General features: G+C 57.3%; 9 protein-coding genes and 3 tRNA genes. 8 read left to right on the top strand and 4 right to left on the bottom strand.

Annotation, left to right across the window (positions count from 1 at the left end; all coding sequences use genetic code 11):
* The first annotated feature begins 95 nt into the window (after positions 1–95).
* From MHM85_RS16380 to MHM85_RS16360, 5 genes are all read left to right on the top strand, one after another.
* A complete protein-coding gene (locus MHM85_RS16380; RefSeq protein WP_219861342.1) occupies positions 96–2,117 on the top strand; it encodes an NADPH-dependent 2,4-dienoyl-CoA reductase in 2,022 nt (673 codons plus the stop codon).
* 140 nt (positions 2,118–2,257) lie between these two features.
* A complete protein-coding gene (locus tag MHM85_RS16375) occupies positions 2,258–3,301 on the top strand; it encodes a low specificity L-threonine aldolase (protein WP_139526792.1) in 1,044 nt (347 codons plus the stop codon).
* A gap of 262 nt (positions 3,302–3,563) precedes the next feature.
* Positions 3,564–5,486, top strand: a complete 1,923-nt coding sequence (locus tag MHM85_RS16370; RefSeq protein ID WP_153843766.1) for a PrkA family serine protein kinase — start codon at positions 3,564–3,566, stop codon at positions 5,484–5,486.
* Positions 5,487–5,555: 69 nt separating this feature from the next.
* Entirely contained in the window at positions 5,556–6,845 is a 1,290-nt protein-coding gene (locus tag MHM85_RS16365; protein ID WP_153843765.1) for a YeaH/YhbH family protein, read from the top strand.
* 20 nt (positions 6,846–6,865) lie between these two features.
* The gene (locus MHM85_RS16360; protein WP_139526797.1) at positions 6,866–8,428 is read left to right on the top strand and encodes a SpoVR family protein; all 1,563 of its coding nucleotides are present in this window, start codon (positions 6,866–6,868) and stop codon (positions 8,426–8,428) included.
* A gap of 96 nt (positions 8,429–8,524) precedes the next feature.
* On the opposite strand, the gene MHM85_RS16355 is transcribed toward MHM85_RS16360, so the two are convergent.
* Positions 8,525–8,839, bottom strand: a complete 315-nt coding sequence (locus tag MHM85_RS16355; protein WP_139526799.1) for a high-potential iron-sulfur protein — start codon at positions 8,837–8,839, stop codon at positions 8,525–8,527.
* A 252-nt stretch (positions 8,840–9,091) separates the two neighbouring features.
* On the opposite strand from MHM85_RS16355, the gene MHM85_RS16350 reads away from it, so the two are divergent.
* Together MHM85_RS16350 and MHM85_RS16345 are read left to right on the top strand one after the other, a co-directional pair.
* Positions 9,092–9,367, top strand: coding sequence for an Lrp/AsnC ligand binding domain-containing protein (locus MHM85_RS16350; RefSeq protein ID WP_044628486.1), 276 nt, complete (start codon positions 9,092–9,094; stop codon positions 9,365–9,367).
* A 90-nt stretch (positions 9,368–9,457) separates the two neighbouring features.
* On the top strand, positions 9,458–10,306 hold the full coding sequence (locus MHM85_RS16345) for a DNA/RNA non-specific endonuclease (protein WP_139526804.1): 849 nt from the start codon (positions 9,458–9,460) through the stop codon (positions 10,304–10,306).
* 210 nt (positions 10,307–10,516) lie between these two features.
* Here MHM85_RS16345 and MHM85_RS16340 read toward each other — a convergent pair.
* The 3 genes from MHM85_RS16340 to MHM85_RS16330 all read right to left on the bottom strand — a co-directional run bounded on the left by MHM85_RS16340 (position 10,517) and on the right by MHM85_RS16330 (position 10,910).
* Positions 10,517–10,603: transfer RNA gene (locus MHM85_RS16340), tRNA-Leu, on the bottom strand.
* 46 nt (positions 10,604–10,649) lie between these two features.
* A tRNA-Leu gene (locus MHM85_RS16335) sits at positions 10,650–10,736 on the bottom strand.
* 87 nt (positions 10,737–10,823) lie between these two features.
* Positions 10,824–10,910: transfer RNA gene (locus MHM85_RS16330), tRNA-Leu, on the bottom strand.
* 270 nt (positions 10,911–11,180) lie between these two features.
* Here MHM85_RS16330 and rnr point away from each other — a divergent pair.
* The gene (rnr, locus tag MHM85_RS16325) at positions 11,181–13,565 is read left to right on the top strand and encodes a ribonuclease R (RefSeq protein ID WP_219861334.1); all 2,385 of its coding nucleotides are present in this window, start codon (positions 11,181–11,183) and stop codon (positions 13,563–13,565) included.

The following is a 13,565-nucleotide window of genomic DNA, read 5'->3' as shown; positions in this document are numbered from 1 at the left end:
AGCCGCCTAAAAGGCTGTACGTCGAACGCGCCATGTCATACGCTTGTTTGAATATGAGAGGCTAGCCACATCGATAACATTAAAGGAGCGCCGTGATGCACCCAGCGCCAGCTTATCCGCACCTGTTTCGACCGCTGACCGTCGGTCATTTGACGCTGCCCAATCGCGTTTTGATGGGGTCCATGCACACCAATTTGGAAGAGGCGCCGAACGGTTTCGAGCGTTTGGCTGCGTTCTATGCAGAGCGGGCGCGGGCGGGGGTCAGCCTTATCGTGACGGGAGGCATCGCGCCGAACGCCGAAGGCGCCGTCTTTCAGGGAGCCAATGCGCTGACGGACGCCTCGCAGGTAGCGGCGCACCGCCAGGTGGTCGAGGCGGTTCACGCCGAAGGCGGCCATTTATGTATGCAGATTCTGCATGCGGGGCGCTACGCCTACTCTCCAGAGTTGGTCGCTCCTTCAGCGCTGCAGGCACCGATCAACCCCTTTACGCCCCGGGCGCTCTCCAGCGACGACGTCGAGCAGCAAATCGACGACTACGTTCGCTGCGCCATCCTGGCGAAACAGGCGGGCTACGATGGCGTCGAGGTGATGGGATCGGAAGGCTACTTGATCAACCAGTTCATCTGCCGGCGTACCAACCAGCGTGATGACGACTGGGGGGGAGATTTCGAGCGGCGCATGCGTTTCCCCGTCGAGATCGTCAAGCGTATTCGCCAAGCCGTGGGCGAGCGCTTCCTGCTGATCTTCCGGCTCTCGATGATCGATTTGGTAGAGGAGGGCAGCTCCTGGGAAGAAGTCGTGCAGCTGGGTCAAGCCATCGAAGCCGCTGGCGCCAACGTCATCAATACCGGCATTGGCTGGCACGAGGCGCGGGTGCCGACCATCGTGACCAGCGTGCCCCGGGCCGCGTTTACCGAGGTGTCTCGGCGCATGCGTGCGGCCCTGTCGATTCCGTTGATCACCACCAACCGTATCAACATGCCCGAGGTGGCCGAGCGGGTGCTGGCAGAAGGCCATGCGGACATGGTGTCGATGGCGCGCCCGTTTTTGGCAGACCCTGAGTGGGTACGCAAAGCGCAGGCGGGCTTGGCGGATGAGATCAATACCTGCATTGCCTGTAACCAAGCCTGTCTGGACCACACCTTTATGGGTAAGTTGACCTCCTGCTTGGTCAATCCCCGCGCTTGCCACGAAACCGAGATTACCCTGACACCGACGCAAACGCCTAAGCGGGTCGCGGTCGTTGGCGGCGGCCCGGCGGGGTTGGCGACGGCCGTGGCGGCGGCTAGCCGTGGCCACGCCGTGGTGCTGTTCGAGCGGCGCAGCGAGCTGGGCGGACAGTTCAATTACGCTCGTAAAATTCCTGGAAAGGAAGAGTTCAACGAAACGCTGCGTTACTTCCGTGTGATGCTGGAGAAACACGCGGTGGATGTGCGTCTGAATACCGAGGCCACCGTAGACGCATTGGCGGATTTCGATGAGATCGTGGTGGCCACTGGAGTGATGCCCCGTGAACTGGCGCTGTTGGGCGCCGACCATCCCTGTGTGTTGAGCTATGCCGAGGCGATCGAGCAGCCCGAGCGGGTGGGGCAACGCGTGGCGGTCATTGGGGCAGGCGGAATTGGCTTCGATGTGTCTGAGCTGCTGTCTCACGAAGGCCACCCTGCTACGGATATCGACGCGTGGTGCGATGAATGGGGCGTGGATTTGGCAGTGGGCGAGCGAGGCGGCTTGAAAGCGCCACAGCCGCCGCGCTCACCGCGCAGTATCGTCATGCTGCAGCGTAAAAGCTCCAAGCCAGGCAAAAACTTAGGCAAAACCACGGGCTGGGTACATCGTGCTTCTCTAAAGCAGCGGGGTGTGCAGACGCTCACCGGCTGCGAATACGTGCGTATCGATGATGCCGGGTTGCATATTCGTCGCGACGGACAGGAGCAAGTGATCGAGGTGGACACCGTCGTAGTGTGTGCAGGGCAGGAGTCCGTGCGCGATTTGATAGCGCCGCTCACCCAGTTAGGTGGCCGCGTGCATGTCATTGGTGGCGCAGCAGAAGCGGCCGAGTTGGATGCCAAACGTGCCATCGATCAAGGCACGCGGTTGGCGGCAGCGCTGTAACGCGCATCGAGAGCGTGACGTTAACGGCACAATGGCGATAGACTGATGAATCACCCTAACTACTAAGCCACGTTAGGGATTTAAGGCGCGGGTGGCACCCAGCCTGCGCCGCACGACCGTCAGACATAAGGATTATCGTCATGCCCTCGGAGTGTACCCCACGATTTCTCGCCAGTGACAACACCTCCGGTATCTGCCCGGAGGCGATGCAGTACTTACTCGAAGCCAATCAGGCGGATGACCTCGCTTACGGCAACGACCGCTGGACCGCCCGTGCCGCCGACCGTTTTCGGGAAATGTTCGACTACGACTGCGACGTGTTTTTCGTGTTCAATGGCACTGCAGCCAATTCACTGGCGCTCTCCGCGATGGGGCGCAGCTACCACAGCGTGATTTGTCATGAGCTGGCACATATCGAGACCGACGAGTGTGGCGGCCCTGAGTTCTTTTCCAACGGTGCGAAGTTGCTCACCTCGCCGGGGGCAAATGGCAAGTTGACGCCCAAGGGGATCGAAGCGCTGGTCACCAAGCGTAGCGACATTCACTATCCGAAACCGAAAGTCGTTTCGCTCACCCAGGCCACCGAAGTGGGTACCGTCTATTCTCGCGAAGAGCTGCTGGCCATTCGCGCCATGGCAGATAAGCATGACCTTCGGCTGCACATGGACGGTGCACGCTTTGCCAACGCTTGCGCAAGCCTCAATGCATCGCCAGCAGAGCTGACGTGGCAAGTGGGCGTCGATGCACTGTGCTTCTCGGGCACCAAGAACGGCTTGGCGTTTGGTGAGGCGATCCTATTCTTCAATCGCGAATTGGCGGAAGACTTCTCCTACCGATGCAAGCAGGCGGGGCAGCTAGCATCGAAAATGCGCTATGTCTCTGCGCCGTGGTTGGGCTTGCTGGAGAGCGGGGCCTGGCTGACCAACGCCGAACATGCCAACGCCATGGCGCGTTATCTATCGGAAGGGCTACAGGCGCTGCCGGGTGTCTCGCTGATGTTCCCCACCCAGGCGAACAGCGTGTTCGTTGAATTGCCGCCTCACGCCATCGAAGCGTTGAAAGCCAAAGGATGGACCTTTTATACCTTCATCGGTGCTGGCGGAGCGCGGTTCGTCTGCGCTTGGAACACCACCGTTGAATTGCTCGATCAGCTATTGGCCGATGTGAAAGAGGTACTAGGATAGCCTGGCCAAGCGGCTAGAGCACTGCTTACACGCCACCTAAAAGGTGGCGTGTTGCGTTGTAGCGCCGAGTTGGATTCAACGCAACTAAACCTCTCCTCATACGCTCATAAGGGTATCTCAGCGGTCACATGAGCTGCGTTGAAGATAGTGTCATCACTTTTTGCTAATGCTGACTACGCTGATAGAGCGACACCTCGAATAGCACGCCGTCTGGGGTATTGGCTTGGCGGTTGCGCTGGGGGATGGGCCACAGGAGAGTTCCATGAGCATCTTTGATCACGTTCAAGACCGTTTTGCCCGCGTTCAGCAAGAGGACATGAGCCTCGAGGAGTACCTGGCGCTTTGTCGCCGCGACCCCAAGGTGTATGCCAGCGCCGCAGAGCGCATGCTGGAAGCGATAGGCGAACCTGAAGTGATCGACACGGCGAAAGACCCGCGTCTATCACGCATTTTTTCGAACAAGGTGATTCGCCGCTATCCCGCTTTTGCCGAGTTTCACGGTATGGAAGAGGCCATCGAGCAGATCGTGGCTTACTTCCGTCACGCGGCCCAGGGGCTCGAAGAGCGCAAACAGATTCTTTATTTGTTGGGCCCGGTCGGCGGCGGTAAATCCTCGCTGGCCGAGCGCCTGAAGCTATTGATGGAGCGCATTCCCTTCTATGCTATCAAAGGATCGCCGGTCTATGAATCGCCGCTTGGACTGTTCTCACCGGAAGAGGATGGTGAGCTGCTAGAGCAGGAGTACGGCATACCTGGGCGCTACCTGCGTAGCGTCATGTCGCCATGGGCCGCTAAGCGCTTGAAAGAGGCCGGCGGCGATATTTCTCAGTTCCGAGTCGTGCGCCTTTATCCGTCGCGTCTCAACCAAATCGCCATCTCCAAAACCGAGCCGGGGGATGAGAACAATCAAGATATCTCGTCGCTGGTCGGTAAAGTGGACATCCGCCAGTTAGAGCTTTACTCCCAAGACGATCCGGATGCCTACAGCTTCTCCGGCGGGCTGTGCCGTGCCAACCAGGGGCTGATGGAGTTCGTGGAGATGTTCAAGGCTCCCATAAAGGTGCTGCACCCGCTGCTGACCGCTACCCAAGAGGGCAACTACAACCCTACCGAGGGCATGGGCGCGATTCCTTTCGATGGCGTGATTCTGGCCCACTCCAACGAGTCCGAATGGCAGGCGTTTCGTAACAACCGCAATAACGAGGCGTTTCTGGATCGTGTCTATATCGTCAAAGTACCCTACTGCCTGCGGGTGTCGGAAGAGATCAAGATCTATCAAAAGCTGTTGGAAGACTCCTCCCTCAGCGCCGCGCCTTGCGCGCCGGATACGCTGCGCATGCTGGCGCAGTTCTCAGTGCTGTCGCGGCTCAAGGTGCCGGAGAACTCCAGCATCTACTCCAAGATGCGGGTGTATGACGGGGAGAACCTGAAGGACACCGATCCGCGCGCCAAATCGATTCAGGAGTACCGCGATGCGGCAGGCGTAGACGAGGGCATGCAGGGGCTCTCGACCCGCTTTGCCTTCAAGATTCTGTCGAAAGTGTTCAACTTCGACAGTATGGAGGTCGCGGCTAACCCGGTCCATCTGCTTTACGTGCTGGAGCAGGCGCTGGAGCGCGAACAGCTGCCCTCCGAAGTGTTCGAGCGTTACCTGGGCTTCATCAAGGAGTTTTTGGCCCCGCGTTACGTGGACTTCATCGGCAAAGAGATTCAAACCGCTTATCTCGAGTCCTATAGCGAGTACGGTCAGAACATCTTCGATCGCTATGTCACCTACGCCGATTTCTGGATTCAAGACCAGGAGTATCGTGATCCCGAGACAGGCGAGCTGCTCAACCGCCAATCGCTGAACGAAGAGCTCGAGAAGATCGAGAAGCCAGCAGGCATCTCCAACCCGAAAGACTTCCGCCATGAAGTGGTGAACTTCGTACTGCGGGCGCGGGCGCAAAACAACGGTATGAATCCCAGCTGGCAGTCTTACGAGAAGCTGAAAGGCGTCATCGAACACAAGATGTTTGCCAACACCGAAGAGCTTTTGCCGGTGATTTCCTTCAACGCCAAAGCGTCGAAATCGGATCAGAAAAAGCACGAGGATTTCGTGGCGCGCATGGTGGACCGTGGCTATACCGAGAAACAGGTGCGGCTGCTTTCAGAGTGGTATCTGCGCGTGCGTAAGTCTCAGTAGCGGGCTGCTTGGCCCGCATACAAGAGCGCCACGATTCGGCGCTCAAGATCGAGGTGTTGAGGAGGTCGAATGACCTACTTTATTGATCGCAGACCCAACGCTAAGCATAAGAGCGCGGTCAATCGGCAGCGCTTTTTGGAGCGTTACCGCAAGCACATCAAGCGCTCGGTGGAGGAGGCGGTCAACCGCCGCTCCATCACCGACATGGAGCGCGGCGAGAAAATATCGATTCCCACCAAGGACATTTCCGAACCCGTGTTTCAGCACGGCCCGGGTGGGGCACGCAACATCGTCTCGCCGGGTAATAAGGAGTTTTTGGAAGGTGACAAAATCCGTCGACCTAGCGGCCAAGGGGGTGGTGGCGGTGCCGGGGAAGGCGGCGCTTCCAACCAAGGAGAGGGGAACGACGAGTTTGCGTTCACCCTTAGCCGCGAAGAGTTTCTGGAGTTCGTCTTCGATGGCTTGGAGCTTCCCCATTTACAACGCAAGCCGCTCAAGTCGTTGGAAGAGATCAAAATGGTGCGCGCAGGACTGGCGCGGGATGGGGTGCCGTCACGCATCAGTATTACCCGATCGATGCGCGAGGCTTATGCACGGCGCATCGCCATGCGTGCACCCATCAAGCGTGCTTTGAAGGAGGCGCAAGAGGCGCTGGCGGCCGAGGAGCGTAAAGATCCGGTACTGCGTAATCCTGCTCGCGTCGGGGAGCTCAAGGCCGAGATCGAACGGCTGGAAAAACGTATCGACGCCATTCCCTTCATCGATACCTACGATTTGCGCTATCACCAGCTCGCCGCCCAGCCGCAACCATCGAGCCAAGCGGTGATGTTTTGTGTCATGGACGTGTCGGGCTCCATGACGCAGAACCATAAAGACATCGCCAAACGGTTTTTCTTACTGCTCTATCTTTTTTTAGAAAAGCATTACGAGAAAGTCGAGCTAGTGTTCGTGCGCCACCATACAGCTGCTAGAGAGGTGAATGAAGAGGAGTTCTTTTACTCACGAGAAACCGGCGGCACCATCGTCTCCAGCGCGCTGAACCTGGTCAACAAGATCATCGAAAAACGCTACCCCTCTGGCCAGTGGAATCTCTACGTGGCCCAGGCCTCCGATGGTGACAACTGGGACGATGATTCCAATATCTGCCGTGATCTGTTGGTGAAGCAGTTGATGCCTCAACTGCAGTACTACGCCTACGTGGAGATTACCCCGCACGATCATCAATCGCTGTGGCACGAGTACGAAGCCGTAGCGGCGCAGTTTCCCGAGCGTTTCGCCATGCGCCAGATCGTCGATGCGGGCGATATCTACCCCGTTTTTCGTGAGCTATTCAAGCGCCGCATGAGCCAAGAGCGGTAGTGCGAGTCGAGGAGTGCGCCATGAGTGTAAACCGCAAGCCCATCGCCACTGGGTCGGACTGGAATTTCAGCGTGCTGGAGCGCTTCGATGAGGAGCTTGCTAGGCTCGCCGATGAGTATCGGCTAGATACCTACCCCAATCAGATCGAAGTCATCACCACCGAGCAGATGATGGATGCTTATGCCAGCGTCGGTATGCCAGTGGGGTATCACCACTGGTCATTCGGTAAGCAGTTTCTCGCTGTCGAGCAGGCCTACAAACGTGGACAAATGGGATTGGCTTACGAGCTGGTCATCAACTCCAACCCCTGCATTGCCTACTTGATGGAGGAGAATACCTTGATGATGCAGGTGCTGGTCATTGCTCATGCCTGCTACGGTCATAACTCCTTCTTCAAGGGCAACTACCTATTCCGCACGTGGACCGATGCGGAATCCATCGTCGATTACCTCGTGTTCGCCCGCAAATACATCGCGCAGTGTGAAGAGCGCCACGGCGTGCACGCCGTCGAGCAACTTTTGGATGCCTGTCATGCGCTACAAAACTACGGGGTAGACCGCTACAAGCGGCCATCACCCATCTCGGCGGAGGAGGAGGCCAAACGCCAAGACGAGCGCGAAGCGTACCTGCAAACCCAGGTCAACATGTTGTGGCGAACGATCCCCGAGCCGCCAGCTGGCGTCGCGCCGCTCCCGGGAAGCTTGCACAGCGACGATGACCCCTTAGGGCTGCATACGGGGGGTCGCTACCCCTCCGAGCCCCAGGAGAACCTGCTCTACTTCATCGAAAAGAATGCCCCGCTGCTGGCCCCTTGGCAGCGTGAAATCGTGCGTATCGTGCGTAAGTTGGCCCAGTACTTTTACCCACAGCGGCAAACCCAGGTCATGAACGAGGGGTGGGCGTGCTTCTGGCACTACACGCTAATGAATCGACTTTACGATGAGGGTAAGGTCGATGAAGGGCTGATGCTGGAGTTCTTGCAGTCCCACGCGGCGGTCATCAATCAGCCGGGGTTCGATAGCCCCTATTACAGCGGGCTGAACCCTTACGCACTGGGCTTTGCCATCTTCATGGACATCAAACGGATATGCGATGCGCCGACCGCAGAAGATCGGGAGTGGTTCCCCGACATGGCGGGCAGCGCTTGGCGGGAGACCTTAGAGTTTGCGATGCGAAATTTCAAGGATGAGTCGTTCATCCAGCAGTTTCTATCGCCCAAGGTCATTCGCGATCTAAAACTCTTTTTGATCGTCGATGACGATCATGCGGAGACCCTGGAAGTCGCTGCCATTCACGACGACCGTGGCTATAAGCGCGTTCGCGAAGCGCTCGCGAGCCAGTATGCGCTGTCCGTTCGCGAACCCAATATTCAGGTGGTGGAAGCCGCCATTCGCGGAGATCGTTCGCTAACGCTGCACCACATTCAGGATAATCGCCGTCCTCTGGGCAGAAGTGTCTACCCTGTGATTCGTCATTTACAGGAACTCTGGGGCTTTCCTGTCCACTTGATATCAATGGAAGAGGGAAAAGTCACGCGTCGTTACCGTTGGCCCGTCGAAGAGGAGAGCAAAGAAGCGGGTTGATGATGGTATTCAGCCAAGTAATGGGTTTTTCGCCCAAAAAAACCATTACCCCGCGCAGTGCGCGGGGTAATGTCGTTGGCATTGCCAAAAAGCAGCTTACGCTTTTGCGGTCCAGGATTGGCACCAGCCTTCTGGGGCAACGCTATTTTCGGGGAAGAGCTGGCAACCCTCGGTGTCTGCATTGAAGAACATGCAGTTAGAGCAGAGTTCGCCCTCTTCATAAGCGGGGTGGTCACTCGCATCGCTGGCTTCTTCAACGTAGTTGAGCGCCTGAGCAGTAGGAGAGGACGGATCCAAGCGCGGGAGTTCCTGGGCAAAAGCACTCTTAGACAGGATTCCAGCACCAAACGGCAGGGCGGCGAGGCCAAGCACGCTGTTACGCATGAACTTACGACGGCTCTGATTAGCCATGGTGTCTCCTTATCGTCACGGTCTGACGTTTTACTACGGTGATCGGGTGGTGGTCCACCTCTTAAAACTCCGACAATTCTTATAAATCGGAGGTCTAAGGTACATGCTAGCGCATGCTAAAAATTAGTGCGAATAACCTTATAAATAGCGCGACAATTAGCCACGCCGAGCACCAGCGCTTGGCCGAGCCTTACAGGCTGCTATACTCGCCCCGTAGCGTGATAACCACACTTCATGAGCAGCGAGGGCGCCATGCAAAACGCAGTGATCTTGATCAATACCGAAAAAGGCCAGGTAAAAGCCGTTGCCGAGCGCCTAGCCGATGTAGAAGGGATCAGTGAAGTCTACTCAACTTGTGGTCGTTACGACTTGGTGGCCATTGCTCGAACCCGCGACTTCGAGAGCCTCGCCGAGCTGGTGACCGAGCGGCTCAATGCGGTGGAAGGGATCAGCGATACCGAAACGTTGAACGCCATGCAAGTACACTCTCGTCACGACCTGGAAACCATGTTTTCGCTTGGCTGGTAGTACAGGTCAGTGAAACAGTAGCTCATAAATACATAAAAGAAGTGGCTCAAAAGAAAGTGCAGGGGAGTGACGTCGTTGGGGAATTCATTTGTGCGCTGGCGCCGGCAAGGGCGGCGTCTGGGCATTGCTGTGCTGTTTGTCATGGTGGGCACCGGTCTATGGGAGTTCCAAGGACGGCAACACCAAGAGGCATACACCTGGAAAGGCGTGCCTACTTGGGAAACGTTTAGGCCTACCACCATTCATCGGGTGTTGCGTAACGACGGATTTTTGGCAGGGTGGTCGGATGTGCGTGTCGGTGCGCTATGGGTGAGCTATCAAGTCGCTGCCGTGCCGGACGACACGCGCATCGGTGGCCGACCCAATTTTCAAGCAGACTGGAGAACGCTTTGGCCCGTGGGCACCGACAGCTACTCAGGCAGTGGCTATGATCGCGGACACCTAGCTCCCAACTACGCCATTGCTGCGGTGCATGGCCGCCGTGCGCAAATCGATACTTTCTTGATGAGCAACATGGCGCCTCAACGACCTAACTTGAACCGTCAGCTGTGGCAGCGTTTGGAAGAGTCGGTGATGGACCACTTTGCGCCTCGTTTCGAGCGCTTGCAGGTGATCACTGGGCCCATTTACCCGGAGCGCTTCATGGATAACGTGTTCAATCGCGTGGGCTTCGTGGAAGTGCCGATAGCGTTTTATAAAATCATCGTCGCCCCCCACGAGGAAGCGCCTTTGGCGCTAGCGTTCATCATGCCCCAAGAGGTAAGAGGTAACGAGCCGCTGGATGATTATCTCGTCACCATCGATGAGGTCGAGGCGCGAACGGGGCTCAATTTCTTTCCAGACTTAACGCCTGCGATGGAGGCGGTGCTTGAGGGCGAGTTACGCACTCAAGGCTGGGCACTGGAAGAGGTGGCGCGTCGGCCGGGTCGCTACCAGTAAGTCGGCGGGCGAGAGTCGTTTGATTTTCGCTCGTCGTCGTGTATCACCGTAGTAGGGTTTAGGCGCGACAAATCAACATTCGCAGAGAGGAATGGGTCAAATAAAAAGAAGAAGTGCATCAACGTTTCGCACTGACGAAAAAGAAGCGTAAGAACAAAGAGAATAAAAGAAGGAAAGATATGAAAGAGTGATGCGGATGGGAACCCATCATGGTGCCCAGGAGAGGACTTGAACCTCCACGTCCGTACGGACACTAGCACCTGAAGCTAGCGCGTCTACCAATTCCGCCACCTGGGCGCATCATCTTTTCGTTTGTGGTCACAGCGCAACGTTCGTATTCGCATGGTGCCCAGGAGAGGACTTGAACCTCCACGACCATACGGTCACTAGCACCTGAAGCTAGCGCGTCTACCAATTCCGCCACCTGGGCGAACACGAACTCACTGCCGTAGCCTTTGCTACTGACTTGCCGCTGCACCATCGTGACGTCATGAAAAGGGGGTAACATGATGTCAAGTGGTGCCCAGAAGAGGACTTGAACCTCCACGACCATACGGTCACTAGCACCTGAAGCTAGCGCGTCTACCAATTCCGCCATCTGGGCAAGTGGCGCGTATGATACCCGGGTCGCCGCTAAATGCAAGCCCTTAGGCGGATTTTTTAACGCTGAAATACCATTAATGGGACGTTAGGTGGTTGGGTGATTGAACGGGCAGCGCTATACTGCGCCCATGACCAAACAAAACATGCCATGTGTCAGCTCATTAGTCGCTGATGCCGACGCCAGTTGCGTCGATAGTGATTCCCGCCCGCAGTGCCATGGCGCTGCGCCAACTGTCCGCCTCCCGCAAACGCCATCAAGGATGTTGATCGCATGAAGTACTGGACGTTAAGTGATGATCCGCACGCCGAGCGCGAGGCGCAAAAGTACGACAACCCTGCGCCCAGCCGCGAATATCTGTTAGCTGCCTTAGAGAGCTACGGCAAGCCCATCACCCATGAAAACATGAGCCGCATGTTGGGCATCGAGGATGAAGATCATCTCGAAGCCGTGCGTCGACGCATGGCCGCTATGGAGCGCGACGGGCAAGTGCTGCGTGATCGACGAGGTGCTTACGCGCTGATCGATAAGCTCGATCTGATTAAAGGTAAGGTGCTTGGGCATCGCGATGGTTTTGGCTTCGTGCTCAGAGATGATGGCAAAAAGCCGGATCTCGTCCTGCCGCCTCGTCAAATGCGGCGTGTGTTTCACGGGGATCACGTGCTGGTACGCATTAGTGGTCGTGACCGTCGCGGTCGTGATGAAGCGACCATTGCCGATGTGATTGCCCGTAATACTCAAACCATTGTCGGTGTATATCGTAGTAACACGCCGGAGTTTGGGGTGTTGATTCCTGAAAACCCGCGTATTACGCAAGAAGTGATCATCCCACATACCGCCTGTGGGGGTGCCAAAGACGGCCAGGTCATTTCGGCCAAGATCGTGCAGCAGCCCGCCACGCGGGTGCAGCCGGTGGGTGAAGTCATCGAAGTGCTAGGTGAGCGTATGGATCCTGGCATGGAGATCGACATTGCCATTCGCAGTTACGATATCCCTGCCGAGTTTCCGCCAGAGGTACTGGATCAAACCAGCGAAATCTCTGCCGAGGTCTTGGAGGAGGATAAAAAGCATCGCGTCGATCTGCGTGATATTCCGCTTGTCACCATCGATGACGAATCTGCCAAAGACTTCGACGATGCGGTCTGCGCTTGGAAGACCAAATCCGGTAGTTGGAAGCTGTTGGTAGCGATTGCCGATGTGTCGCACTATGTTCGACCCGGCACTGCGCTGGATGATGAAGCGCGTACGCGTGGGAACTCGGTTTACTTCCCCGGTCAAGTCGTCCCGATGTTGCCGGAGCTGCTCTCCAATGGCCTCTGTTCGCTGAATCCGCATGTCGACCGCCTGGTGATGGTGTGCGAGATGAATATCTCCAAAACCGGCGCCATTAGTCGCTACTCGTTCTATGAAGCCGTGATGAACTCCCATGCACGCCTGACCTATAACAAGGTGGCGGCCATGCTGGACGGCGAGAGCGAAGAGGGTGAGGCGCTGCGTCGTGAGCATGCGGAATTGGTCAAGCCGCTCAAGAACCTGCACGAACTCTACGGCCTGCTGCGTACCGCCCGTGAAGAGCGGGGCGCGATCGACTTCGATACCACCGAAACGGCGATCATCTTCAACGATGAGCGCAAGATCGAAAAAATCGTGCCGCGAACGCGTAACGACGCTCACAAGCTTATCGAGGAGTGCATGCTGGCCGCCAACGTGGCCACGGCGCGCTTCCTGGACAAGCACGACCTTCCAGCGCTCTACCGTATTCACGAGCGGCCCACGCCCGAGCGTTTAGACAAGCTGCGCCTGTTCTTGAGTGAGCTGGGGCTTTCCGTGGGTGGGGGCGACGAACCCACGCCGCAAGATTATCAAGCGCTACGCGAAGCCATCGCTGACCGACCGGATGCCGATATCATTCAGACGGTCATGCTGCGCTCGATGAACCAGGCCGTTTATTCGCCTCAGAACGAAGGACACTTCGGTTTGGCGTACCAGGCGTATGCGCACTTTACGTCACCGATTCGCCGCTATCCCGATCTCTTGGTTCACCGCGCTATTCGCTCGGTCATTCGCGGGCCGCGCCAGACCAATACGGTCGTGCGGGTAGAAGGGGCACCGGTAGAGCCGCCGAGCAAGTGGTGCCCCTATACCTTCGAGCAAATGCTGGAACTGGGCGAGCACTGCTCGATGACCGAGCGGCGCGCGGATGAAGCGACTCGCGATGTCGAGAGCTGGCTCAAGTGTGAGTTCATGTCCGATAAGCTTGGGGAGACGTTCGAAGGCACGATTGCCTCGGTGACTCAGTTCGGCCTGTTCGTGCGCCTCGATGACTTCTATGTCGAAGGGTTGGTACATGTAACGTCACTGCCCTCGGACTACTACCACTACGAAGCCGAGAAACATCGCCTGAAAGGGGAGCGCACGGGGACTACCTACCGCTTGGGCGACGGTCTGACCGTTCAAGTGGCGCGTGTCGATATGGACGATCGGAAAATCGACTTTGGTTTGGCCGACGACAAGCCGCGCCCGCGTCGTCAGCCCCGTAAGCGTCGTGGCGAAGAGGGTGGACCCAAAGCGGCCGCCGCCACCGATAAACCGCCAGCGCGTCGCGGCCCGCGCCGCACGCGCAGCGGCTCGCGCAAACCATCAGCGAAAAAGGGGTGA

It is taken from the genome of Halomonas sp. McD50-4 (genome assembly GCF_022348135.1).
GTDB classification, from domain to species: domain Bacteria; phylum Pseudomonadota; class Gammaproteobacteria; order Pseudomonadales; family Halomonadaceae; genus Vreelandella; species Vreelandella piezotolerans.
The sequence above is the reverse complement of the archived record's forward strand: the minus strand, read 5'-3'. Positions and strand labels throughout refer to the sequence as shown.

What these genes read in the sequence shown, in the direction of transcription:
- MHM85_RS16380 (WP_219861342.1), top strand. Translation starts at nt 96, where the DNA reads ATGCACCCAGCGCCAGCTTATCCGCACCTGTTTCGACCGCTGACCGTC.
- MHM85_RS16370 (WP_153843766.1), top strand. Translation starts at nt 3,564, where the DNA reads ATGAGCATCTTTGATCACGTTCAAGACCGTTTTGCCCGCGTTCAGCAA.
- MHM85_RS16350 (WP_044628486.1), top strand. Translation starts at nt 9,092, where the DNA reads ATGCAAAACGCAGTGATCTTGATCAATACCGAAAAAGGCCAGGTAAAA.
- rnr (WP_219861334.1), top strand. Translation starts at nt 11,181, where the DNA reads ATGAAGTACTGGACGTTAAGTGATGATCCGCACGCCGAGCGCGAGGCG.
- MHM85_RS16365 (WP_153843765.1), top strand. Translation starts at nt 5,556, where the DNA reads ATGACCTACTTTATTGATCGCAGACCCAACGCTAAGCATAAGAGCGCG.
- MHM85_RS16360 (WP_139526797.1), top strand. Translation starts at nt 6,866, where the DNA reads ATGAGTGTAAACCGCAAGCCCATCGCCACTGGGTCGGACTGGAATTTC.
- MHM85_RS16375 (WP_139526792.1), top strand. Translation starts at nt 2,258, where the DNA reads ATGCCCTCGGAGTGTACCCCACGATTTCTCGCCAGTGACAACACCTCC.
- MHM85_RS16355 (WP_139526799.1), bottom strand. Translation starts at nt 8,839, where the DNA reads ATGGCTAATCAGAGCCGTCGTAAGTTCATGCGTAACAGCGTGCTTGGC.